We start from the raw sequence: 22,549 nt of genomic DNA, 5'->3' as shown, positions 1-22,549 counted from the left end.
CGCGATGAAATTAACCATTCTTTCCACGAGTGACACGCATGGCTTTGTGTTACCCACGAATTATGTCAAGCGTCATCAAGATTTACCCTTTTCCTTGGCCAAGGCCAAAAGCACGCTTGATCAATTGCGGCAGGCGGCAACTGGCCCAGTGCTGACCATTGAAAATGGCGACTACCTGCAAGGCTCCTCGCTGGCTTATTACGCCGCGCGCATCAAGCGCCAGCCGACTTTGGAAACCGCAGCGTATAATGCGGTCGGCTATGATGCTGGTATTATCGGCAACCATGAGTTTAATTACGGCCGGGAGTATTTGAGCAGTGCCATCAAAACGCTGAATTACCCGGTGCTGTGCGCCAATATTTTGGCCGGCGACGAGCCAGCGTTTGGCGCGCCGTATCAGGTTTTTGAAAAAGCCGGCGTCAAAATCGCAGTGCTGGGGCTGACCACCAGTTATATTCCGCATTGGGAAGGCCCGGCGCATATTGCGGGGCTGGCCTTTAATGATGTGGTAGAAACTGCCCGGCAGTGGGTGCCGCGGCTGCGGGAGCTAGCCGATGTGGTCGTGGTGGCTTATCATGGCGGCTTCGAACGTGACCTGACGACTGGTCAGCCGACCGAGCGGCTAACCGGCGAAAATGTCGGCTATGAACTGACCCAGATTCCTGGCATCGATGCCCTAGTCACCGGCCATCAGCATCGTGAAATTGCGGCGGTGGTGAACGGGGTGCCAGTGACGCAGCCAGGTTATCGGGGCCAAGACGTTGGCGTGATCACGTTGGAGTTGACCGCCTCGAGCACGGGTTATCAGGTGGTAGCAGGAAGCGGGACGGCGGCTTTGGCTCCGACCGGTGACCAACCCGCTGATGCGGCCGTCGTTAATAGTGTGGCGGCAGTGCAAACGGCGACGGAAGACTGGCTGGATTCGCCCCTTGGCCATGTGAAGGGCGATATGACCATCACTGACCCGGCTGCGGCGCGGATTAAGGAATCAGCCTACATCGAATTCATCAATCGCGTGCAAATGGCCGCCACCGGCACTGACATTGCCGGCACGGCGTTGTTTAACAACGAAGGCACGGGCTTTGCCTCACAAATCACGATGCGAGATGTGGTGACGAACTACATTTATCCCAATACCTTGGCGGTGCTGAAGCTCTCTGGGGCGGATCTGAAAGCAGCGTTGGAACAGGTGGCCGAGTTCTTCAGCCTTGATGATGGCCAACTGGTGGTGACGCCGCGCTTCCTCAAGCCGAAACCGCAGCTGTATAACTACGATATGTATGAAGGCATCACCTACACGCTGGATATTCGCCAGCCAGTTGGTCAGCGCGTCACCCAGCTGCTGTATCACGGCCAGCCCGTGGTCGCAGCCGGCACTTATGAGGTGACCATGAACTCGTATCGAGCGGCTGGCGGCGGAAATTTTGCCATGTTTTCGCCAGCCAAAATCGTGCGGGAAAATCAAAAAGATATGACCGAACTGATTGCCGATTACTTGCAGGAACATCCAGAAATAACAGCTTCGGCCAATCATAACTTTACGATTCAGGCTTAAAATGTGACAACTAGTCACTTTTCCCTTGTGCTTTGGGCGGGGCCAGCGTAGGCTATTCAGAGAAATAAATAAAAGGATGGTTGCTCATGAAAAAGTTCAAAACAACACTCCTCGCGCTCGGGCTGACCGCTGTGTTAGCCGGTTGTGGGAATAAGTTAACCACGACCAAACCGGTTTACAATAACTCGGGGATGGTCGCGGTGATCAAAGGGGATGCATCCGGCAAAACGGTGAGCTACAAAGCGCCCACCAAAACTGGTTCGGTGAAGGTGCATAACGGGAAATATGTTGTGACCCTCCCAATGAGCACCAAAGCCCAGAAGGTGACCCTGAAAGCGAATGGTCAGACGGCCACAACTAAGATCAAAGCAGCAACTGCCATTGGTACTTACAGTGTGGTTGCCCAGCAGTACAATCAGGCCCTGGTGATGACAGCGGTGCCAGCGGACACCTTAAAGGCCATGCAGGCAGCGCAGAGGCAAGGCACGCCAACGCAGGCGCAGATTGCTGCCATGACCCCCGCCCAACAGCAGGCGTTGCTCAAGCAGCAACAGGAATTCCAAGCGGCTTTGACCAAGGCGAAGGCAGCCGTGAAAGACCAACAGCTGCCCGCCAAGGTGGAGGGGCTTAAGCAAGTGGTGAAAACCACTTCGAGCACGATGCGGGTAAATGTCCAGGATGGCGAATTGCTTTCCGCCACCTTGTCCGCTCCGGTGAAAGCCTTAAAAGGGTCGCAGAAGGACAATCAGTTCGGGATTGAATTTGGACTGTTGGCCAATGCTTTAGGCGCCGATGCCAAAAAGGTCGGCACCCAATTTCAAAAAGCCATCAAAGATCAAAACGGGTCCCAAACCACAATCAAAACCATCACCAGCAATGGCGTGAAGTTTGACGTTGGCTTTTCGGCGAGTGAATTGTTTATCTATATGACCAAGTAATTGAAAAGGGCTCCGGCCTTTTGGCACGTAACTCTGCTGGAACATTCGGAGTGAATCAAAAGGGGTGATGACGGCATGGTCATCGCCCCGATTTTGATTCAAACCAGCTAAACTATTCCAGAACAGTACGAACCAAAATGCAACGCCCTTGCCGGATAAGCCAAACGGCCTGCAAAACCTAAATTCGGGTTTTACAGGCCGTTCGGCTTATCCTCTGGGCTCAAACCGCATTCTGGCTCAGCCTATCGAAGCTTAATTCGCTTTTTTATCAGTGGCAGTGCTATCAAAGTGTTTCATGATTGGCGGCAAGGCGAAGAGGATGATGACAAACAAAATTGACGTGATGCCAGCCATCTTGGGATCGTATGTCCCACCGCTCAAGGCACTGACCAGAAAGCCGACGACCTGACCTAAAATCACGCCCCAGACTAAAGTTGCTACGTAGCGCATAGAATCCCTCTTTTCTGATGTCAGTTTAACACGCTGAAAAGAAAAATGAAACTGACCAGGCCGTTTTCATTCTCGTCAGGCAAAATAACCCGCCGCCTCTGCGGAAACAGGTGGAGTCGGGTATAATGGCATTGAGGTGGCAACATGTTTACACATATTCAAGTTCAAAGCGCCAATTCCTTGCTTCAAAGTCCCTTGACCTTGGAGCAAATCATCACCGCTGCCAAGGACCGCGGCTTTTCGGCGGTCGGGCTCAGCGATGTCAATGTGGTGTATGGCATTGTCGATTTTTACCGGCAAGCTACCGCCGCGCACATCAAACCGCTGTTAGGCATGACGGTCGCCATTACTGACGCCCGTTTCTTAGTCGTGGCTGAAACCACCGCTGGGTATCATCAGCTGCTGCGGCTATCGAGTGCCATCATGTTGCAGTCTGAGCTGCCTAAACTAGCTGATCTGCCGGCATTGACGGGAATGGCAGTGATTATTCCAGGGACTGATTTGCTGAGCCCGGCATTTGCCGAGCGCGGGTACACCGGCGTCGAGCTGGTAGCGGCCTTGAAAGCCAAGCAGCCAGCGAGTTTGTATCTGGGCGTGACGGCGGCAGACTTGGGCGGTTCTTTGCAGCAGTTTGCCGAAACACAAAAGCTGCCCCTTTTAGCGCTGAGCCAAGTCAGCTACCTCAATCCCACCGATGCTTTCACGCAGAAGGTGATGGCGGCGATTAAAACCGGCCAGCAGCTTAATTTCCGGGATCCTACCTTGATGGATGCTGGCCCTGATTGGTTAACCCCTGCTGATCAGGCCGCCGCACCTTTCGCGCAGGTGCCTGAAGCGCTGACCAACCTCGAGGCGTTAGTGGCGCGCTGTCAGGTGACCATTGAATTCAAACAGCCCCAGTTGCCGCATTTTCCCACCCCGGACAATCAGCCGGCGGCCACCTATCTGGCCAGTTTGGCTCAAGCGGGGTTGAAAAAGCGGCTGGGGACGGTGCCACCCGACTATCAGAAACGACTGGCTTACGAGCTTAAAGTCATTGATGAAATGGGCTTTGCTGATTACTTCCTCGTGGTGTGGGATGTGATGAATCACGCCCATGAAGTCGGGATTATGACTGGCCCGGGGCGTGGTTCCGCGGCAGGCGCGCTGGTGGCCTATGCTTTGGCAATTACCGAAGTGGATCCGATTGAATACCATTTGCTGTTTGAACGGTTTCTCAATCCGGCCCGGGCGCAAATGCCAGATATTGATCTGGATATCCCGGATGATCGCCGCGGCGAGCTCATTCAATATGTCCATGACCGGTATGGGGATGACCACATGGCTCAGATCATCACCTTCGGCACGTTTGGCGCTAAGCAAGCCATTCGCGATGTGGCGCGGGTGTTTGGCCTCAGTCAATTTGACAGCAATAAGTGGAGCAATGCCATTCCCAGCCAGTTGCATATCAATCTGAAGCAAGCGTACGAGGATTCACTGCCGCTGCGTAATCTCGTGGGGGATGCGCCGGAAAATCAGCGGCTGTTTCAAACCGCCCTGGCCTTAGAAGGGTTGCCGCGCCACTATTCGACCCATGCGGCTGGCATTGTGCTGGCGCAAGAAGTCCTGACTGACACGGTCGCCTTGCAAGATGGCGGTGAGGGCATTGCCCAAACCCAAGTGACCATGGTCAATGTCGAGGCGTTGGGCCTACTCAAAATCGATTTTCTCGGCTTGCGCAACCTCAGTCTGCTGGCCCGCGCCAGCAAGGCCATTGCCTATCAAACCAAGCAAGCGTTTGACCCTAAGCAGATCCCGCTGGATGATGCGGCAACCTTGCAGTTATTTGCCCGGGGGGATACCAACGGCGTGTTCCAGTTTGAATCGGCTGGCATTCGCTCGGTGCTGAAGCGCCTGCAGCCCACGACCTTTGAAGATGTCGTGGCCACCAATGCCTTGTACCGACCAGGGCCAATGGAGCAAATCGATACTTTCATTCGTCGCAAGCATGGCCAAGAGCCGATTACCTACGCCGCGCCGGCGCTGGAGCCGATTTTGGCGCCGACCTATGGTGTCTTGGTGTACCAGGAGCAGGTCATGCAGGTGGCGAGCACCATGGGCGGTTTCAGTTTAGGCGAAGCCGATTTACTGCGCCGCGCCATGAGTAAGAAAAAAGCCGCCGTCCTGGCAGCCGAAAAAACGCGGTTCCTGGCCGGGGCCAAGGCCAAAGGCTACGATCAGGCGACCGCGGAAACGGTTTATGACTATATCGATCGCTTTGCCAATTATGGTTTTAACCGTAGCCATGCCGTGGCTTACAGCATGATTGCCTTTTGGTTGGCTTACATCAAAGTCCATTACCCGACGGCATTTTTCGCGGCGTTGATGAACAGCACGTTGAACAGTGGCCCCAAGCTGCGCCAATACGTGCAGGAGCTTAAACAGCGCAAAATCAAAGTGCTGGCGCCTGATATCAATCGGAGTGGGCTGGTTTTCCGCATTGAAGGCGCCAGTCTGCGCTTTGGCTTTTTGTCCATCAAGGGGCTGCGCCGGGACTTTGCCGATGCGTTGCTGACGGCGCGGGCTGACGGGCCATTCCGTTCGTTGCAAGATGTCTTCCAGCGCCTTGATCCCAAGTGGCTGAAGGCTGAACAATTCGCGCCGCTAGTAGCGGCAGGGGTATTTGATCAGTTTGATGACAATCGGGCGCAGGTTAACGCTAATCTCGCTGAGCTGATTGAAACCGTCAAGTTGGCTGGTAACGATGTGGGGTTGTTTGAAGCCTTTCAACCCAAGTTGATCAAAGTGCCGCGGCAGTCAGCCACCGAGCAGCTCGACCAAGAAGCTGCTGTGCTCGGCGTGTACTTATCTGGGCATCCCGTGGATCGTTATCAGAACCAACTGGCGCCGTTTTATCCCATCACCGCCACCACGGCGCTGCAGGGGCATAAGCAAGCAACAGTGCTGCTGGTGATTCGCCGGATCAAACGTATTCGCACCAAGAAGGGGCAGGAAATGGCGTTCATCGATGGTCAAGATGCCAGCGGACCGCTGAGCATCACCGTTTTTCCTAGTCTTTACCCGGCCATCAGTGAATTTAAGGTGGATCAGGTGGTGCTGGTGCAAGGCAAAGTCGAAGAGCGCGATGGGCTGCAAATGATTGCCAACCAAATCGAGTTGGCTGACCAACTTGTTGCTAAACTGCCAGCGGCCAAACTGTTCATTCAGCTACAGGCGCAAACGCCTGCTCAGCAAAAGACATTGCTGGCGCTGCTAGGCCAAATGACTGGACCGACGCCGGTAATCACGGTGAATGCACAAACCCGTGAAAGCGTCATGCTCAATCGGCGCTACTGGATCGATGCCAGTGATGAAAACGTCGCCAAGATTAAGGCCCTGATGGGAGAAAAAAACGTAGTGCTCCAGCGGGTTGAGCGGGTTTCGGAAAAAATGGAAAATTCATAAGCAATAGGCGACATTTTTTCAGAAAAGTGATATGCTTAACAAGTGTTTGGGGGTTACCCCAAAAAGAAAATCATGAGGTGAAATGATGAAACGCATTGGGATTATGACTAGTGGCGGCGATGCACCCGGCATGAATGCTGCGGTGCGCGCAGTCGCTCGTAAAGCCATTACGGAAGGCCTTGAAGTCTTCGGTATCAACTACGGTTTCGCTGGCCTGGTTGCTGGCGATATTTTCCAAATCACACCGGCTGAAGTGAGTGATGTGATTCAGCGCGGCGGTACCATGCTGTACTCTGCACGTTACCCTGAGTTTGCTCAGGAACCCGTTCAACTGAAGGGGATTGCCCAACTGAATAAGTTCGGCATCGATGCTTTGGTGGTTATCGGCGGCGACGGTTCTTACCACGGCGCTTTGCGGCTGACTGAACATGGCTATAATGCCATCGGCCTGCCAGGCACAATCGATAACGATATCCCGTACACCGACTTTACGATTGGCTTTGACACCGCGGTTAACACTGCCTTGGATGCCATCGATAAGTTGCGCGACACTGCCGCTTCCCATGAACGGACCTTTGTGGTTGAAGTCATGGGTCGCAACTGCGGCGACATCGCGATGTGGGCCGGTGTAGCCGGCGGCGCAAGCGACGTCATCATCCCAGAACACGATTACGACATTGAAAAAGTCGCTGATCGTCTGCGTTCTTCCCGTCAGCGCGGGGAAAAGCATGCCATCATCGTGCTGGCAGAAGGTGTCATGACCGCCGCTGAATTTGCTGACAAGCTTGGCAAGTACGGCGACTTCCAGCTGCGTGCGACCACGATTGGCCACGTCCAGCGCGGTGGTTCACCAACCGCTAAGGATCGCGTTTTGGCCTCCGAAATGGGCGCCTATGCGGTTGAGCTGTTGATGGCAGGCAAAGGCGGCTTGGCCGTTGGGATTCAAAACAACAAGTTGGTGAACCACGCGATGACCGATTTGTTCAATTCCAAGCATGAAAGTCAGCTTTCCCTTTACAAGCTGGCCTCCGACCTGGCTTACTAGTCTCGTTTTACTTTAATTGTGTTAATTCTGGCGTAAAAGTCGGCATTAAAAATTGTCAAAGGAGCGATTTTACATTATGAAAAAAACCAAGATCGTTAGCACGCTCGGTCCGGCCAGCAACACGACGGACATCATCGTTAAGCTGATCCAGGCGGGGGCCAACGTATTCCGGTTTAACTTCTCTCATGGGGACCACGAAGAACACTTGGCTCGCATGAATATGGTTCATGAAGCTGAAAAGATCACCGGCAAGACAGTTGGGATCATGCTTGACACGAAGGGTGCTGAAATCCGGACTACGGTTGAGCACACCGACAACGGCAAGATTGAATATCATACTGGCGATGTAATGCGTATTTCGATGGACGCTAGCCTCGAAGGAACCAAAGAAAAAGTCGCTGTCACCTACCCAGGTTTGTATGACGATACCCACGTTGGCGGCCATGTGCTGTTCGACGATGGTTTGATTGATGTTTTGATCACCGAAAAGGACGAAGCCAACCGCGAACTGGTCTGCACCGTGCAAAACGACGGTGTCTTGGGCAGCCGTAAAGGCGTCAACGCCCCTGGTGTTTCTATCAACCTGCCAGGGATTACCGAAAAAGACGCCGATGACATTCGTTTCGGCTTGGACAATGGAATCAACTTCATTGCTGCTTCCTTCGTTCGTAAGCCTCAGGACGTGATGGACATTCGCGAATTGCTCGAAGAAAAGAACGCCCTGAACGTTCAGATCTACCCGAAGATCGAATCCCAAGAAGGTATCGACAACTTTGACGATATCCTGAAGGTTTCCGATGGTTTGATGGTTGCTCGTGGCGACATGGGTGTCGAAATTCCATTTGAACATGTGCCAATCGTTCAGAAGACTTTGATCCGCAAGTGCAACGATGCTGGTAAGCCAGTCATCACTGCGACCCAGATGCTGGATTCCATGCAGGAAAACCCACGCCCAACGCGGGCTGAAGTCAATGACGTGGCTAACGCGGTCTTTGACGGTACCGACGCGACGATGCTGTCTGGTGAATCCGCTAACGGTGAATACCCAGTTGAATCCGTTGCTGCTATGGCGCGGATCGATGCTTACATCGAAGACCAGATCACCAAAGAAGGCGGCTACGCTGAACGCGACTACGCCAACGCTTCTGTGACTGAATCCGTTGGGGTGGCAGTTGCTCGTACCGCCAAGAAGCTGGGCGTGAAGACCATTGTCGCTGCGACCAACTCTGGCTACACCGCGCGTATGATCTCCAAGTACCGCCCAGATGCTGACATTTTGGCCATCACCTTCGACGAAAAGACCCAGCGCGGCTTGACCATCAACCGCGGCGTCTTCCCAATCGTGGCTGATCGTCCAAACAGCACTGACGAAATGTTCGACTTGGCCACCAAGAAGGCGCAAGAACTCGGCTTTGCTGAGGAAGGCGACTTGATCTTGATCACCGCCGGCGTGCCGGTTGGTGAAAGTGGCACCACCAACGTCATGAAGGTTCAACTCATCGGCTCCAAGCTGGTTCAAGGCTCTGGGGTTGGCGACGAAGCTGTCGTTGGTAAAGCCGTCTTGGCTAACAGCGCTGATGAAGCTGCTGCTAAGATGCAAAAGGGTGACATCCTGGTCGTTAAGACCACGGATAAGGATTACCTGCCAGCCATCGAAAAGGCTTCGGCCTTGGTCGTTGAAAATGGCGGCTTAACCAGCCACGCTGCTGTGGTTGGGATTGCCATGGGTATTCCGGTTGTTGTTGGCGCTGAAGATGCCCTGAAGGCCATTACCGATGGTCAGGTCATCACCGTTGACTCCCGTCGTGGGATCGTCTACAAAGGTGCTACCAACACGCTGTAATCACTTGTGATGGCAAGCATGAAAGTCGGGTCAGCATTTGCTGGCTCGGCTTTTTTGGTGCGCTGGTGGTGGGTGACTTTTGCTGTGAACTCGCGTAAAGTAGAAACAGAACAAATGCAGGAGGTCATTATGGAAAGCTGGGCATTTTTAACCGCCATCTTGGCGATCGCCGCCGTGGCGAAAAACAAAGCGCTGCTGATCGGGGTCGGGTTTGTGATGGTGATCAAACTGATTCCAGCCTTTCAGCCGCTTTTGAAAACCATTCAGGCGCAAGGCATCAACTGGGGGGTGACCATTATTTCGGCTGCCATCATGGTGCCGATTGCCACCGGTGAAATTGGCTTCAAGGAGCTGGTGCAGGTGGTCAAAAGCCCCGCTGGGTGGATTGCCATTGCCATGGGCATTTTGGTGGCGGTGCTATCCAGCAAAGGGGTCGGGTTGCTTGCCCAGAGCCCGGAAATGACCGTCGCCTTGGTGTTCGGCACCATTGTCGGCGTTGTGTTCCTCAAAGGCATCGCCGCTGGCCCAGTGATCGCAAGTGGCATGACCTACGTGATTTTAACAGTGTTTAATTTAGTGCCCACACATTAGGAGGCAATCATGAACTTTAACGGTCAAATCATTGACGCGACGGTTTCAGATACGAATGACACCCAAGTCTTCGCCCAATACGACGGCGTGACCTTAGCCATCGACCAAACCGAATTTGAGACAGTGCCGGCCACCGGCGCTACAGTGCACGGTTTTGCGTATGAAAACAAAAATGAGACGGCGCGGCTGACAACCAAAATTCCGACCATTGGCTATGATCACTATGCCTTTGCCACCGTCGTCCAGGTGCGTAAGGACCTCGGCGTCTTCTTGGACATCGGGCTGCCGGACAAAGATCTGGTGCTGTCCTTGGACCAGCTGCCAGAACTGGCGCGGCTGTGGCCAGCCAAAGGCGACCGGCTGATGGTGGCGATGCGCATTGATAAAAAGCATCGCCTCTGGGCGGATTTGGCAGATGAGACGATGTTTCAAGCCATTGCCAATCAGGCCAAGCCCACAATGATGAACGCCGATGTGACGGCGACGGTGTACCGCTTGAAACTGGCGGGCACGCATGTCATCACGTCAGATTACTATCTGGGCTTTATTCACCCCAGCGAACGACAAACTGAACCGCGGCTCGGGGAAGTGGTGCACGGCCGCGTCATTGGTGTGCGAGATGATGGTAGCTTAAATCTCTCGCTGAAGCCGCGGGCCTTTGAAGAAATCGATGACGACGCGGCGATGATTTTGGCGGTCATCGATCATGATCCTAGCCGCAGTATCCCTTACACGGATAAAAGTGATCCTGAAGCGATTAAAGCTGCGTTTGGCATCAGCAAAGGGGCCTTTAAGCGTGCGCTGGGGCACCTGCTCAAAGCCAAATTGATCACGCAGCAAAATGGGGTGACCAAGCGGAATGACCAGCAGTAAAAAGCGTCAGGCCATGGCCGACCAAATTGGTGACTTTGTCCATTATCTGGATGTTGAACGCGGCCTCGCCAAAACCACGCAAACCAGCTATCGCCAGGATCTGAATGAATTCGCTGACTGGCTTGACACCATTGATGCCACTGGCTTTCCTGAATCGCTTGAGTCGATTCAGGCTTTTTTGGCAACGCAAAGTGACGCCAAAGCCGCCACTTCAGTGAGCCGGATGATTTCCGCTTTGCGCAAGTTCTATCGCTACTTGTTGCGCGAAACTGTCATCAGCAGTGACCCCATGACCATGGTTGCCTCACCCAAGCCTGCCCAGCATTTACCAGCCACCTTGTCGGGACCGGAAATTGATGCCTTAATGGCGGCACCGGATATCACCCAACCGCTGGGACTGCGCGATCGGGCCATGTTTGAGCTGATGTATGCCACCGGCCTGCGGGTGTCGGAGCTAGTGAACCTGCGCTTGGATCAAATGCACCTCTCGCTTAACCTGCTGGAAGTGACGGGGAAAGGCGACAAGCAGCGCATCGTGCCTGTGTCGCCGCAAGCAGTTGACTGGGTCAATCAGTACCTGCAAACCAGTCGCCCGGCCTTGATCAAAAAAACGCCGCCAGCCGTCGTGTTCGTCAATTTTCACGGCCGCCAGCTGACGCGGCAAGGTATCTGGAAAAACCTCAAAGCGTATATTCAAGCCTTAGGCATCGAAAAGGACGTCACCCCGCACACCCTGCGCCACAGCTTTGCCACCAATCTTCTCGAAAACGGAGCGGACTTGCGAGTCGTGCAAGAACTCCTCGGCCACGCTGACATCAGCACAACGCAGATTTACACGCATTTGAGTAATAAGAAGATCATGAAGGTCTATCACGATACACACCCTCGAGGGTAGGTGGAGCGCTTCGCAATTGTCTATCTATTTAGAGCGTCTTGCTACTTTGCAATGAGGAGCGTTAGGTCCTGTGCTGGGGCTTTGAGTAAGTCCAATCTAACAAGAAACGACTACTGTAGGGCAGGACAGCTGGAGCAGGCAGGGGCTCAGTGGTGAAATTGTTCTTAGCCAGTGTTTTCTGCTGGCTTAGAACAAGCCGCGACTTTGAGACTTGCGTAGCAAGGCTCAAAGCGCTGGCCACCACGTTCCAGCCCCTGGCTGCGGAAGCTGGCCTGGCCGGGCGCCTATGATTTATTGCTTTTTACCGTAGTTGCGCTCCGAACGACCAACGCCGGAGTGGCTAGCTACGCATCAATCCTCGCCGTCAGAGTGCGACGGCAATGCTTGACGCTAGGCTAATCATCCGGCTAAGCCCGCCGACCTTCGCAGCCTGGAGTTGCGCTCCGAACGACCAACGCCGGAGTGGCTAGCTACGCTAAAGGTCTTGTCGGTAAAGGACACCGACAAGACCTTTAGCTAGGCTACCCATCCGGCTAAAAGCGGTCGTTCTCAGCAGCCTGGCGATAGCCTGTTTCTTTAATATTTGTTGCTTCTCTTAAGATATGGTAAAGTATGCCTCAGAGTAGTTAATGTGTGGAGGCTATCATGCTGACTAAGTATAAGAATGATTATGCCAAGATCGCGATGGGCTTTTTGTCGTTCATTCCCGATCTCAAGGACATAGATCATCTGAAAACAGAATTGACGCTATACACCACAGATAATTCGCACCAACTTTATCTGTACCGCGAAGTCGCTGGGGGCGATTTCGAAGGCGTCGTGGGCATCGAGATGGGGACCGATTTTGTCATGGTCCGGCATTTGTCGCTGTCGCCAGCCGTGCGCTCGGCGGCGACCAATTTTGCGGTGCTCAATGATTTGACGAAGTTGTATCCAGATCAAAAACTGATGGGCACCATGGAAACGGCGCCTTTAATCGCTGCGTTTTCTCAGTATAGAAAAGAGGACCCTGATGGCACTGACCTTAGTGCTGAATGACTTCTCTGGCCCGCTTGATTTGCTTTGGCATCTCATTCGGACCAACGAAGTCGACATCTACGACATTCCCATCGCAGAAATCACTAGCCAATACCTCGAGTATCTGCATCAGATGCAGCATTCGCGGCTGGATGTGGCTGGTGATTATTTTGTTATGGCTGCCAGCTTGATGGCACTGAAAAGTCAAATGCTGCTGCCCCAGCCGGAAACCGATGATGAAGACTTGCCCGAGGATTACGAAGATCCCCGGGCCGGGTTGGTGGCGCAGCTGCTAACGTATCAAGTCTATCAGGAAGCGGCGGCGCAACTGCGCACCAAAGAAACCGCCCGGGCCCAGTCTTACGCCAAACCGGAAACCTTGCCTGGCGCCGATGTTAAGGTGCCAATGCGGCCGGGTTCGGTGAAACTCAACGAGTTGACAGCGGCGATGATGGCGGTGCTGCAGCGGCAGTTAGCCACCCGCGAAACCATTGCCCATATTGAAGGCGAGCCGATTTCGGTGGAGAAGCGGATTACCGAAATCCTGGCGCAATTAAGCAAGGTCGGGACCTGTCAGTTTGAAACTTTGGTGGCGGTGAAAAGCGTTGAAGGCATCGTCACGACTTTTATGGCGCTGCTGACGTTGATGAAGTCGGATCAAATTATTTGTCAGCAAGACGCGCCATTTGACCCGATTATCGTGACGAAAAAGGAGGCGGCGTGATGCAACCGGTGATTGAATCCGTGCTTTACACAGCAGGTGAAGCTGGCGTTGAATTAAAGGCTTTTGCTGAACTGCTTGGCATTTCGCCAGCGGCTATGCGCCAGCAATTAACCACCTATGCCCAGGCGCTCAGCGATGATTCTAGTCGCGGGTTGCAGCTGCAGGAAGCGGATGAACGCTACTTTTTAGTCACCAAGCCAGAATCTGCCGAGGTGCTGAAGAAGTATTTTGCCGGTCCGCCGCAAGCTGGTTTATCCAATGCCGCGCTGGAAGTGCTGGCCATCATTGCTTACCAGCAGCCCATCACCCGCATCGAAATCGATGAAGTGCGCGGCGTACAGAGCTCGGGGGCTTTAACCACGCTGGCCTCCCGCCAGCTCATTAAGGAAGCAGGCCGTAAGGAAGCCCCAGGGCGGCCGATTCTTTATGCCACCACGCCATTTTTCCTGGATTATTTTGGCCTGCACACGCTCGAAGACTTGCCGCCATTGAAGCCAGAAGCGGCGCCGACGGAGGTCGATTTGTTCAGTGATTTTCAACAGACGCTAGCCCCAAATGCTGCGCCGACAGAAGGAGATAAGAATGCCGAAAGCAACCAATGAAATGCGTCTGCAAAAGGCGATTGCCGAAGCCGGCATTGCCTCGCGTCGCCACGCGGAAGCGTTGATTAGCGCCGGCCGCGTGACCGTCAATGGTGAAACTGTCACCGCAATGGGCGTTAAAGTGACCCCGCAAGATGCCATTGAAGTCGATGGCGTGCCGCTGACGCAAGAACAGAAGAAATACTACCTTTTCTACAAGCCGCGGGGCGTAATCAGCGCGGCTTCAGATGACAAAAAGCGGCGCGTCGTCACCGACTTTTTTGAAGACGAACCCCAGCGCTTGTATCCAGTGGGCCGGCTGGATTGGGATACCTCCGGGCTTTTGCTGATGACTAACGATGGCGATTTTGCGAACCGTCTGATGCACCCGAGTTTCAAGGTGGAAAAGAAGTACGTTGCCAAGTTGCAAGGCATCCCGACGCGCGAGAAGCTGATGCCGCTGCGCGACGGCCTGGTGGTGGACCACAAGAAGCTGGCGCCGGCCCGGTTCAAAATCATGTCGACGGACAAGGCGAAGCAAACTGCCATTGTCTCCTTGACCATTCATCAAGGCATCAATCATCAGGTCAAAAAAATGTTTGAAACCCTCGGCTACAAAGTGATCAAATTGTCCCGTGAGCAATACGGGCCGCTGACCCTAGCTGGCCTGCAACCAGGGGATTATCGGGCGCTCAAGCCGGCAGAGGTGGCCGCGCTCGAAGCGCTTTCAAATGAGGGTTGACAAGGGCAGATTGACCAGTTACAATTTGTTAGTAATAAAAATTAAATATTGGTTCGTCTTCAGGGGCAGGGTGAAATTCCCGACCGGCGGTGAAAGTCCGCGACCCGCGCATGGCGCGGCCGATCCGGTGTGATTCCGGAACCGATAGTACAGTCTAGATAAAGAAGATGGGGCTTATTTTGAATCCCGAATTCAAGTTAAGGCCTGTTTACCCTGGGGTAAACAGGCCTTTTTTGGCCTCTCTGAAGCAACCACATGGAGGGATTTTTCATGTCTGGTTCTAGGGTTCATCGTTTAGTTGGGGTCGCCCTTTTGGCGGCAGTCGGGTTTGTGCTGATGATGTATTTGGCCTTTCCTATTTTGCCGATGTTTCCGTTTTTGAAGTTGGATTTATCTGACTTGTTCGTACTGCTGGGGGGCTTAATTTACGGCCCTGGCGGCGGCATCATGGTCGCCTTTGTGCGCAGCCTGTTGCACTTTATTTTAACCGGCGGCGGGGTGGTCAACCTGATTGGTGATTTGGCCGCCTTCATCGCCAGTGTCGGTTTCATGTTGCCGGTGGTGATGACCATGAAGCCAAAGAGTGGGCTCGGCCGCGAAGTGAGCGGCTTGGCTTTGGGCACGCTCAGCCTGACGGTGATTATGAGTGTGCTGAACTGGTTGGTCATCATGCCGATGTACCTGGCGGTGATGAACTTCCCATTGGGGATGTCCGTGACCCGCTACGTGTTGATTGGGGTGGTGCCATTTAACCTGATCAAAGGCGCCGTGGTCTCGGTGGTGTTCTTCGCGATTGCCAAGGCTTTGATGCCTTGGCTGGAAAAACAGCGGGCGCATCAAACGACGGCCCACTTACAATAGTCTGAATGAAACAACGGTCCTCGGCAACTTGCCGAGGACCGTTTTGCGTTTAGCGAAATATGGATTAAGCTTGAGTGAAAGGCTGCTCGCTGCGCTGAATGGCCCCAGTCGGGCAACGGCGATAGGCCAACTTGAAGTCAATCAGCTGCTCGCCCGTCAGCGGGACCGTGCCGGTATTCTCATCAGGGCAGTAACTGGCGATGCCTTCCTGATCATACTCAAATAATTTTGGGGCCAGCATTTGGCATAAGCCACAAGCAATGCAGGCAGCGCGGTCAACATGCGCGTATACTGGTTTCATACGTCAAACCTCCAGGAGCCGAAATGTTAGAAGACTTTATCATCCAATTTTTTAGTGACCAGCCGCGGCGCGGGCCAGCGGTTTATCTCTTATTAACCGGCAAAAAGACCTTGTCGATTTTGTTTTCGGCATTGCAACATCATCAGCTGCAATGGCTTCAGCTTTACCCTACGCTGGCGCGGGCGGATTTTCAAGCGGCGTTAAACACACTGCTCGCGCAAAAACGCCTGCGTGAAACTGAGGCCGGCTTGGTGCTGGGCCCTAATGCGCCTGATTCGGCTAGCCCAGTGCCACTGCCTGAGGCTTATCAACCCTGGATGGGGCTGGCCGAGTTCGAACGGCGATTGCTACTAGCCGTTCAAGTGGTGTCGGAAGCCAGCTTCGACAATCGCCGCTATCGCCCAGCAGTAGCGGAATGGGCCACCCAGCAAGCCGTCCGTACTTGGCTCAAACACCCTGAATCCGCCAATTTTGTTAGCGAGCTGACGGCGGCGTTTGCAACGCTCCCAACGCCGGTGGCAGACCGACTGGCGCAACGGCTGGTAGGCCATGATTTTGTCGGTGCTGCGCAGGTGGGTTCGCTGACGGCGAGCCTAGATGCCACCAATGATCTGGCCCTGCTGGTGGCTGCGATTGCGCAGCAAAAGTGGCCGGCGCTGTGGGACTTGTGGGGCGGGCCGACGCCGCTGTTGCCACCGAATGCGAAAGTGGTGTGTGACCGGTTTGCCCGCGGCGAGAGCCGGCAGCAGATTGCCCAGCAAATGCGCCTGCGGCCAAGCACGGTGAATGAGCATTTGCTGGAAGCAACCATTCTAGGGTGGCAGCCACCGGTGGGGCAGGTTTATCCGGCGGCGGTCAAAGCCGCCTTGACCGCCTACCAAGGCCAGCAGTTGGATTATCAAGCGCTGCTGGATGCAGTGCCAGGCAGTGAATTTTTCCAGGTGCGCCTGTTTCAGATTCTCGATTTACAAGGAAGGTGGCCGCATGACTGACTTAAACCAAGCGCTCAAACAGTATTTTGGCTTTGAGACCTTTAAGCCCGGCCAAGAAGCCATTGTGCAGGCGGTGCTGGCCGGGCAGGATACCTTAGCAGTTTTGCCGACTGGGAGTGGCAAAACGCTTTGTTATCAGCTGCCAGGGCTTTTGATGCCAGGGCTGGTCGTGGTGGTTGAGCCGCTGCTCGCCTTGATGGAAGACCAGGTGGCCCGGCTGCAAGTGCTAGGGGAAAAGCAGGTGGCGGCCTTATCCAGCCGCTTGGCCCCAGCCGACTTTGCTGCGGTGCTACGAACCCTGGATCAGGAGAAGTTCTTGTTCATCTCCCCAGAAACGCTGGCTCGCCCCGATGTGCAGGGCCGCTTGCGGCAACTGCCAGTGGGGTTATTGGTGGTGGATGAGGCGCACTGCATCTCGCAATGGGGGCCGGATTTTCGCCCCGCCTATTTGAAACTGGGCCAGGCGCGAGCGGTGCTCCGACCGCGGGTCACTTTGGCCTTGACCGCCACTGCGCCGAAACGCGTGCAGGCGGACATTTTAACTGGCTTGCAGTTGCCTCATGCTACCTGTCTGATTGGTTCAGTCGACCGGCCGAATCTGTTTTTAGGGGTGGAGCAACTGCCCAGTGATCAGGTCCGCGCCGCCCGCGCCTTGGCTTTGGTGCAAGCGGTGGCGGGCCCGCAAATCATTTACTTCGATCGCAAGCGCGCCGCCGAGGAATTCAGTGCTGCGCTGAATGCGCATGACATCAAGGCGGCTTATTATCACGCCGGCTTGACTGCACCGCAGCGCGATCTGGTGCAGCGCCAGTTCATGGCGGATCAACTGCAAGTGATTTGCGCCACCAGCGCGTTTGGCATGGGGATTGATAAACCTGATGTCCGGCTGGTTTTGTATTTGCATCTACCAGAGTCGCTTGAAGCCTATTCACAAGGAATTGGCCGGGCCGGGCGTGATGGCCAAAAAGCGCTGACGATGTTGCTGCTGGGACCGAATGATGTGGCGCGCGCCGGGCAGTTCGCAGCGAGTTTACCGGACGAAAATCTCATTCAGACGATTTTTAAACATCCCAGTGCTTATCAAGATTTCGATGATCCGCAGGTTGCCTTGGTTGAAGCTTATATCCAAGCCGGCTTTAGTCAAGCGGCAGTACTTACGCAGTTAAGTGGCCGCCGTGAGGACAAGCAGGCGAGCTTCACCGCGATGGCTAACTTACTGCAGGCACCATGCAAGCGTGCGGCGCTGATGGCGTATTTTGACTCGCCAGCCCAGCCTCACAGTGAGTTTTGCTGCGGCGAAGAGACGCCGGCCGTGTTAGCCCAGTTACCCCAGACACCGCGGCCAGCCCAAATGTCAAGGGCAAGCTGGTCTGTGATTTTTAAACGCATCTTTAATTCTAAGTGAAAATCGCTGGGACCAACTATGATACAATAGGCTGTAGTTGAGCAAGGAGGATCGTCATGAATAAGAAAACCGATCAAAAATCCCCTCAGGCCGATGACGCTAATCAGCCATGGAATAAACAATTTGAGGATGATCGTGACGACGAGGGTAATCTGTCGCGGGTCGCAACTCGGCGTAAGTCACACGGCACCAAGGTGTTGCAATATGTGCTTTGGGTGTTGATTGCTTTGTTTGTCATTGTACCGGTTACATACAATGCCATTGCTAGCAATGCCAGCAACAATGGTGGCAGCGACAAGATTGCCGTCGAGAGCAAGAAATCATCAAGTAGCAAAAAGAGCAGCAAAAAGCAAAGCTCAAGCAAGTCGAGTAAATCCAGCAAGGCTTCGAGCAGTTCAAGTAGCGAGGCCAGCAGCAGTGAATCGAGCAGTAGCGTTGCCTCTAGCAGCTCCGTTGCTTCGAGTTCATCAAGCGTGGCGAGCTCGTCCAGCAGCGCGGCGGAATACTACACTGTGAAGTCCGGCGACAACGCTTATCGCATTGCGCTGAACCATGGCATTTCGCTGTCACAGTTTTACGCCTGGAATGGCCAAGCACTGCATCCTGGTCAGTCCGTGCGGGTGAAGTAAGCAAATTGAGTCGGGCGACCGACTCAATTTTTGTGTCAGCTATTTTAGAAATATTTTGATAGGAGTCGAAAACATGCAAATCGCAATTGATGGCCCAGCTGGGTCAGGGAAAAGTACCATCGCTAAACGCGTCGCTAATCAACTAGGCTTTATTTACTGTGATACCGGCGCCATGTACCGGACGGCGACCGTGATGGCCTTGCGTAAGGGGCTGAAACTGGATGACGAAGCGGCCATCATGGCGGCGCTTAAGCCTTTGACCATCACCTTCAAGCCGGCACCTGAAGGCCAGTTGGTGTTTATGGATGGAGAAGATGTCACCCTGGCCATTCGTCAGGAAGACGCCACCAACAACGTCAGCCAAGTCTCAGCCTTGCCCAAAGTGCGGGAAGAAATGGTGAAGCGCCAGCGCGCCATTGCCGCCGCCAACGATATTGTGATGGATGGCCGCGACATCGGCACCACGGTGTTGCCGCAGGCCGAAGTCAAAATCTTTATGATTGCCAGCGTCCAAAAGCGCGCCGAACGCCGCTACAAGGAAAACGTCGAAAAAGGGATCATGACCCCGGTGGCGGTGTTGGCGGAAGAAATCGAAGCCCGCGATCACAAAGACTCCACCCGCGCGGTATCGCCGCTGCGCAAGGCCGCAGATGCGGTGGAAATCGACTCCAGCAACATGACCATTGACCAGGAAGTGGCAGAAATCATTGCCTTGGCGAATCAAAAGCGGGCGCACTGATTCATCGAATCCGGTCAAAACCGGTCAGGGCTTGAACAAAACTTTGCCAGCTTTGAAACAAACTGTTGGTATTTTGGCGCTAATCGGTTACAATGTAACAAGTATGACAGTCGTATAGGAGGATTTTTTGGCATGAGTGAAAAGAATGAAGCAGAAAACACCGAAACAATGGCGGATGCGCTGAAGAGCGTTGAAACTGTTCATATCGGTGACACCGTTAAGGGTGAAGTATTAGCCGTCGAAGATAAGCAACTGGTTGTAGGTATCGAAGGCACCGGCGTTGAAGGTGTCGTTCCTCTGAAAGAATTATCTACTCAGCCAATCGATGACATTCGGTCGGTTGCTAAAGTCGGCGACAAGCTTGACTTGGTCGTGATCTCTACTATTGGCAAAGACAAAGAAAATGGTCAGTACCTGCTGTCCAAGCGTCGTCTGGAAGCCCAAAAGGTTTGGAAGGAAATCCAAGCGAAGTTTGATGCTGGCGAAACCATCACTGCACCAGTAACCTCTGTGGTTAAGGGTGGTTTGGTTGTTAACGCTGGCGTGCGTGGGTTCGTCCCAGCAAGCATGGTTGAAGATCACTTTGTTGAAGACTTGTCTCAGTACAAGGGCCAAGAACTTGAATTCAAGATCATCGAGATCGAACCAAGCGAAAACCGCTTGATCCTTTCCCACCGTGCCATTGTTGAAGCAGGCAAGGCTGAAGCCCGCAAGGAAATCTTTGCTAAGATTCAGCCTGGCGATGTCGTTGAAGGCAAGGTTGCTCGTTTGACCAACTTTGGGGCCTTTGTTGATCTTGGCGGCGTGGACGGTTTGGTTCACGTTTCCGAAATCGCCTTTGACCATGTTGACAAGCCAAGCGACGTGCTGAAGGTTGGCCAAGACGTCAAGGTTAAGGTCCTCGCCGTTGATCCAGAACGCGACCGCATTTCCTTGTCCATCAAGGCAACCTTGCCACAACCTTGGGATGACATTGACGAAAAAGCCCCTGCCGGCAGCACTTTGACCGGGACGGTTAAGCGTTTGACCAGCTTCGGTGCCTTCGTTGAAGTCTTCCCTGGGGTTGAAGGTTTGGTTCACATTTCTCAGATTTCCCACGAACACATCGCAACGCCTCAAGATGTGCTTAAGGAAGGTCAAGAAGTACAGGTTAAAGTCCTGTCCGTTGATCCAGACCAGCACCGTCTGGCTCTGTCCATCAAGGCGCTCCAAGAACGTCCTGAAGGCATGGAAGAAGAACGCCCAAGCCGCAACAACAACAGTCGCGGCGAAGGTCGTCCTCGTCGTAACAACAGCCGCAATGAACACACCAAGATTCCTGCTGAATACCAGCAAGATGACTCCGGCTTCTCATTGGGTGACATCCTCGGCGACGCGCTGAAGGATGCTGCTAAAGGCGCTGAAGACAACGACAAGTAATACCTGAACCAAGCACGAAACCGGGGCAGTGATGTCCCGGTTTTTTGCGGTTTAAATCTGACCGGCCAAAGGTGGCGGTCAGCCTCTGAGGATCACATTTCCTGAAGTGGTCCGGTTTCAAAGAAGGAAGGGATCAATTTGGTACTCCCCACATTAGCGATTGTTGGCCGGCCAAACGTCGGCAAGTCAACCATTTTTAATCGCATGATTGGCGAACGCATTTCCATTGTTGAAGATACGCCAGGCGTTACCCGCGACCGCATTTATGGTAAGGCGGAATGGCTTGGCCGGGAATTCGCGTTGATTGACACCGGCGGGATCGACATCGGCGACGAACCGTTTCTCGATCAAATTGCCGATCAAGCAGAAATTGCCATTGATGAAGCCGACGTCATTCTGTTTTTGACCAGCGTCGAGGCCGGCGTGACCGATGCCGATGAAAAAGTCGCCCAGATTCTTTACCGCGCCGACAAGCCAGTCGTGCTCGCCGTTAATAAAGTCGACAATCCCGAACGGCGGCAGGATATCTATGATTTTTACAGCCTGGGGTTCGGCGAACCGTATCCGATTTCTGGGACCCACGGCATTGGCCTGGGCGATGTGCTGGACGCTGTCTTTGCTGGGTTCCCAGCTGAGGGCAGCGGCGATGACGATGACAGCATCAAGTTCTCCTTCATTGGGCGGCCGAATGTTGGTAAGTCCAGTTTGGTGAACGCGATTTTGGGTGAAGAACGGGTGATTGTGAGTCCAATCGAAGGGACCACGCGTGATGCGATTGATACCAAGTTTACCCATGGCGACCAAGAATTCACGATGATCGATACCGCCGGGATTCGCAAGCGCGGCAAGGTCTACGAAAATACCGAAAAATACGCGGTGATGCGCGCGCTACGAGCCATCGATCGCAGTGATGTGGTGCTGGTGGTCCTGAATGCGGAAGAAGGCATTCGTGAACAGGACAAGAAAGTGGCGGGTTACGCGCATGAAGCCGGTCGGGGCATCATCATTGTCGTCAACAAATGGGACACGCTGAAAGAAAAAGACAATCACACGATGCAGGAATTTGAGGCGCATATTCGTTCCGAATTCCAGTATCTCGAGTACGCGCCAATCGTTTTTGTTTCGGCTAAGACCAAACAACGGCTGCAGAATCTGCCAGGCATGATTCAAACGGTTTCTGAAAATCAAAACCGCCGAATTCAAAGTGCCGTGCTGAATGATGTGCTGCTAGATGCCTTGGCAGTGACCCCGACCCCAACCATCAATGGTAAGCGCCTGCGCATTTACTACATGACTCAAGTGGCCGTTAAACCGCCGACATTCGTGGTTTTTGTCAATGATCCGGACTTGCTGCACTTCTCTTATGAACGTTTTCTCATTAATCAGTTGCGGCAGACCTTCGACTTCGAAGGGACCCCGATTCATTTGATTGCCCGTAACCGGAAATAGTGGGGTGAAAGCGGCGTTAGACCGGCGCTCGACCGTTTTCAATGGCATTTTTTCAA

The 22,549-nt window shown here is 53.8% G+C and carries 21 protein-coding genes and 1 riboswitch; of the genes, 19 read left to right on the top strand and 2 right to left on the bottom strand.

Annotation, left to right across the window (positions count from 1 at the left end; translation table 11 throughout):
- The first annotated feature begins 4 nt into the window (after positions 1-4).
- On the top strand, positions 5-1,555 hold the full coding sequence (locus tag JUF11_RS05640) for a bifunctional metallophosphatase/5'-nucleotidase (protein ID WP_204118733.1): 1,551 nt from the start codon (positions 5-7) through the stop codon (positions 1,553-1,555).
- A gap of 86 nt (positions 1,556-1,641) precedes the next feature.
- Entirely contained in the window at positions 1,642-2,493 is an 852-nt protein-coding gene (locus tag JUF11_RS05635; protein ID WP_204118732.1) for a hypothetical protein, read from the top strand.
- 252 nt (positions 2,494-2,745) lie between these two features.
- On the opposite strand, the gene JUF11_RS05630 is transcribed toward JUF11_RS05635, so the two are convergent.
- Complete coding sequence (locus JUF11_RS05630) at positions 2,746-2,943, bottom strand: YjzD family protein (RefSeq protein WP_125581730.1); 198 nt, start codon at positions 2,941-2,943, stop codon at positions 2,746-2,748.
- Between the two features lie 144 nt (positions 2,944-3,087).
- On the opposite strand from JUF11_RS05630, the gene JUF11_RS05625 reads away from it, so the two are divergent.
- The 11 genes from JUF11_RS05625 to JUF11_RS05575 all read left to right on the top strand — a co-directional run bounded on the left by JUF11_RS05625 (position 3,088) and on the right by JUF11_RS05575 (position 15,559).
- Positions 3,088-6,387 (top strand): DNA polymerase III subunit alpha, encoded by a 3,300-nt coding sequence (locus JUF11_RS05625; RefSeq protein ID WP_204118731.1) that lies wholly within the window; start codon positions 3,088-3,090, stop codon positions 6,385-6,387.
- Positions 6,388-6,472: 85 nt separating this feature from the next.
- The gene (gene pfkA / locus JUF11_RS05620; protein ID WP_204118778.1) at positions 6,473-7,432 is read left to right on the top strand and encodes a 6-phosphofructokinase; all 960 of its coding nucleotides are present in this window, start codon (positions 6,473-6,475) and stop codon (positions 7,430-7,432) included.
- 76 nt (positions 7,433-7,508) lie between these two features.
- Complete coding sequence (gene pyk / locus JUF11_RS05615; RefSeq protein ID WP_125581734.1) at positions 7,509-9,275, top strand: pyruvate kinase; 1,767 nt, start codon at positions 7,509-7,511, stop codon at positions 9,273-9,275.
- Positions 9,276-9,404: 129 nt separating this feature from the next.
- Positions 9,405-9,866, top strand: a complete 462-nt coding sequence (locus JUF11_RS05610; RefSeq protein WP_204118730.1) for a DUF441 domain-containing protein — start codon at positions 9,405-9,407, stop codon at positions 9,864-9,866.
- Positions 9,867-9,875: 9 nt separating this feature from the next.
- Complete coding sequence (locus JUF11_RS05605; RefSeq protein WP_204118729.1) at positions 9,876-10,739, top strand: CvfB family protein; 864 nt, start codon at positions 9,876-9,878, stop codon at positions 10,737-10,739.
- Between the two features lie 13 nt (positions 10,740-10,752).
- Positions 10,753-11,634, top strand: a complete 882-nt coding sequence (xerD, locus tag JUF11_RS05600; protein ID WP_204118777.1) for a site-specific tyrosine recombinase XerD — start codon at positions 10,753-10,755, stop codon at positions 11,632-11,634.
- Positions 11,635-12,279: 645 nt separating this feature from the next.
- Entirely contained in the window at positions 12,280-12,672 is a 393-nt protein-coding gene (locus JUF11_RS05595) for an N-acetyltransferase (protein WP_125581740.1), read from the top strand.
- Positions 12,647-13,375 carry a segregation and condensation protein A gene (locus JUF11_RS05590; protein WP_204118728.1) on the top strand — a complete coding sequence of 243 codons (729 nt, stop codon included), beginning with the start codon at positions 12,647-12,649 and terminating at the stop codon, positions 13,373-13,375. The genes JUF11_RS05595 and JUF11_RS05590 overlap by 26 nt, the downstream gene beginning before the upstream one ends.
- On the top strand, positions 13,375-13,977 hold the full coding sequence (gene scpB / locus JUF11_RS05585) for an SMC-Scp complex subunit ScpB (RefSeq protein ID WP_204118727.1): 603 nt from the start codon (positions 13,375-13,377) through the stop codon (positions 13,975-13,977). Before JUF11_RS05590 ends, scpB begins: the two co-directional genes overlap by 1 nt.
- Positions 13,958-14,698, top strand: a complete 741-nt coding sequence (locus tag JUF11_RS05580; protein WP_270235083.1) for a pseudouridine synthase — start codon at positions 13,958-13,960, stop codon at positions 14,696-14,698. The genes scpB and JUF11_RS05580 overlap by 20 nt, the downstream gene beginning before the upstream one ends.
- Before the next feature lie 51 nt (positions 14,699-14,749).
- Positions 14,750-14,871: riboswitch (FMN riboswitch) on the top strand.
- A gap of 97 nt (positions 14,872-14,968) precedes the next feature.
- Entirely contained in the window at positions 14,969-15,559 is a 591-nt protein-coding gene (locus JUF11_RS05575) for an ECF transporter S component (RefSeq protein ID WP_204118726.1), read from the top strand.
- 64 nt (positions 15,560-15,623) lie between these two features.
- Here JUF11_RS05575 and JUF11_RS05570 read toward each other — a convergent pair whose 3' ends face one another.
- Positions 15,624-15,860, bottom strand: a complete 237-nt coding sequence (locus JUF11_RS05570; protein ID WP_204118725.1) for a ferredoxin — start codon at positions 15,858-15,860, stop codon at positions 15,624-15,626.
- 23 nt (positions 15,861-15,883) lie between these two features.
- On the opposite strand from JUF11_RS05570, the gene JUF11_RS05565 reads away from it, so the two are divergent.
- The 6 genes from JUF11_RS05565 (at position 15,884) to der (ending at position 22,493) form a co-directional block, all read left to right on the top strand.
- The gene (locus JUF11_RS05565) at positions 15,884-16,852 is read left to right on the top strand and encodes a YpbB family protein (RefSeq protein ID WP_204118724.1); all 969 of its coding nucleotides are present in this window, start codon (positions 15,884-15,886) and stop codon (positions 16,850-16,852) included.
- Positions 16,845-18,257 (top strand): RecQ family ATP-dependent DNA helicase, encoded by a 1,413-nt coding sequence (locus JUF11_RS05560; RefSeq protein WP_204118723.1) that lies wholly within the window; start codon positions 16,845-16,847, stop codon positions 18,255-18,257. Before JUF11_RS05565 ends, JUF11_RS05560 begins: the two co-directional genes overlap by 8 nt.
- A gap of 56 nt (positions 18,258-18,313) precedes the next feature.
- Positions 18,314-18,886 (top strand): LysM peptidoglycan-binding domain-containing protein, encoded by a 573-nt coding sequence (locus tag JUF11_RS05555; RefSeq protein WP_204118722.1) that lies wholly within the window; start codon positions 18,314-18,316, stop codon positions 18,884-18,886.
- A gap of 73 nt (positions 18,887-18,959) precedes the next feature.
- Entirely contained in the window at positions 18,960-19,625 is a 666-nt protein-coding gene (gene cmk, locus JUF11_RS05550; protein ID WP_204118721.1) for a (d)CMP kinase, read from the top strand.
- A gap of 132 nt (positions 19,626-19,757) precedes the next feature.
- On the top strand, positions 19,758-21,044 hold the full coding sequence (gene rpsA / locus JUF11_RS05545) for a 30S ribosomal protein S1 (RefSeq protein ID WP_203633426.1): 1,287 nt from the start codon (positions 19,758-19,760) through the stop codon (positions 21,042-21,044).
- A 138-nt stretch (positions 21,045-21,182) separates the two neighbouring features.
- On the top strand, positions 21,183-22,493 hold the full coding sequence (gene der / locus JUF11_RS05540) for a ribosome biogenesis GTPase Der (protein ID WP_204118720.1): 1,311 nt from the start codon (positions 21,183-21,185) through the stop codon (positions 22,491-22,493).
- The last annotated feature ends 56 nt before the right edge of the window (positions 22,494-22,549 follow it).

It is taken from the genome of Lacticaseibacillus suilingensis, from assembly GCF_016861845.1.
Lineage (GTDB): Bacteria > Bacillota > Bacilli > Lactobacillales > Lactobacillaceae > Lacticaseibacillus > Lacticaseibacillus suilingensis.
Note: the sequence above shows the minus strand (reverse complement) of the source record. Positions and strands in the feature narration are given on the sequence as shown.

Excerpts from the sequence above, each read along its gene's own strand:
- JUF11_RS05640 (WP_204118733.1), top strand. The coding sequence starts at position 5 with ATGAAATTAACCATTCTTTCCACGAGTGACACGCATGGCTTTGTGTTA.
- JUF11_RS05635 (WP_204118732.1), top strand. The coding sequence starts at position 1,642 with ATGAAAAAGTTCAAAACAACACTCCTCGCGCTCGGGCTGACCGCTGTG.
- JUF11_RS05630 (WP_125581730.1), bottom strand. The coding sequence starts at position 2,943 with ATGCGCTACGTAGCAACTTTAGTCTGGGGCGTGATTTTAGGTCAGGTC.
- JUF11_RS05625 (WP_204118731.1), top strand. The coding sequence starts at position 3,088 with ATGTTTACACATATTCAAGTTCAAAGCGCCAATTCCTTGCTTCAAAGT.
- pfkA (WP_204118778.1), top strand. The coding sequence starts at position 6,473 with ATGAAACGCATTGGGATTATGACTAGTGGCGGCGATGCACCCGGCATG.
- pyk (WP_125581734.1), top strand. The coding sequence starts at position 7,509 with ATGAAAAAAACCAAGATCGTTAGCACGCTCGGTCCGGCCAGCAACACG.
- JUF11_RS05610 (WP_204118730.1), top strand. The coding sequence starts at position 9,405 with ATGGAAAGCTGGGCATTTTTAACCGCCATCTTGGCGATCGCCGCCGTG.
- JUF11_RS05605 (WP_204118729.1), top strand. The coding sequence starts at position 9,876 with ATGAACTTTAACGGTCAAATCATTGACGCGACGGTTTCAGATACGAAT.
- xerD (WP_204118777.1), top strand. The coding sequence starts at position 10,753 with ATGGCCGACCAAATTGGTGACTTTGTCCATTATCTGGATGTTGAACGC.
- JUF11_RS05595 (WP_125581740.1), top strand. The coding sequence starts at position 12,280 with ATGCTGACTAAGTATAAGAATGATTATGCCAAGATCGCGATGGGCTTT.
- JUF11_RS05590 (WP_204118728.1), top strand. The coding sequence starts at position 12,647 with ATGGCACTGACCTTAGTGCTGAATGACTTCTCTGGCCCGCTTGATTTG.
- scpB (WP_204118727.1), top strand. The coding sequence starts at position 13,375 with ATGCAACCGGTGATTGAATCCGTGCTTTACACAGCAGGTGAAGCTGGC.
- JUF11_RS05580 (WP_270235083.1), top strand. The coding sequence starts at position 13,958 with ATGCCGAAAGCAACCAATGAAATGCGTCTGCAAAAGGCGATTGCCGAA.
- JUF11_RS05575 (WP_204118726.1), top strand. The coding sequence starts at position 14,969 with ATGTCTGGTTCTAGGGTTCATCGTTTAGTTGGGGTCGCCCTTTTGGCG.
- JUF11_RS05570 (WP_204118725.1), bottom strand. The coding sequence starts at position 15,860 with ATGAAACCAGTATACGCGCATGTTGACCGCGCTGCCTGCATTGCTTGT.
- JUF11_RS05565 (WP_204118724.1), top strand. The coding sequence starts at position 15,884 with ATGTTAGAAGACTTTATCATCCAATTTTTTAGTGACCAGCCGCGGCGC.
- JUF11_RS05560 (WP_204118723.1), top strand. The coding sequence starts at position 16,845 with ATGACTGACTTAAACCAAGCGCTCAAACAGTATTTTGGCTTTGAGACC.
- JUF11_RS05555 (WP_204118722.1), top strand. The coding sequence starts at position 18,314 with ATGAATAAGAAAACCGATCAAAAATCCCCTCAGGCCGATGACGCTAAT.
- cmk (WP_204118721.1), top strand. The coding sequence starts at position 18,960 with ATGCAAATCGCAATTGATGGCCCAGCTGGGTCAGGGAAAAGTACCATC.
- rpsA (WP_203633426.1), top strand. The coding sequence starts at position 19,758 with ATGAGTGAAAAGAATGAAGCAGAAAACACCGAAACAATGGCGGATGCG.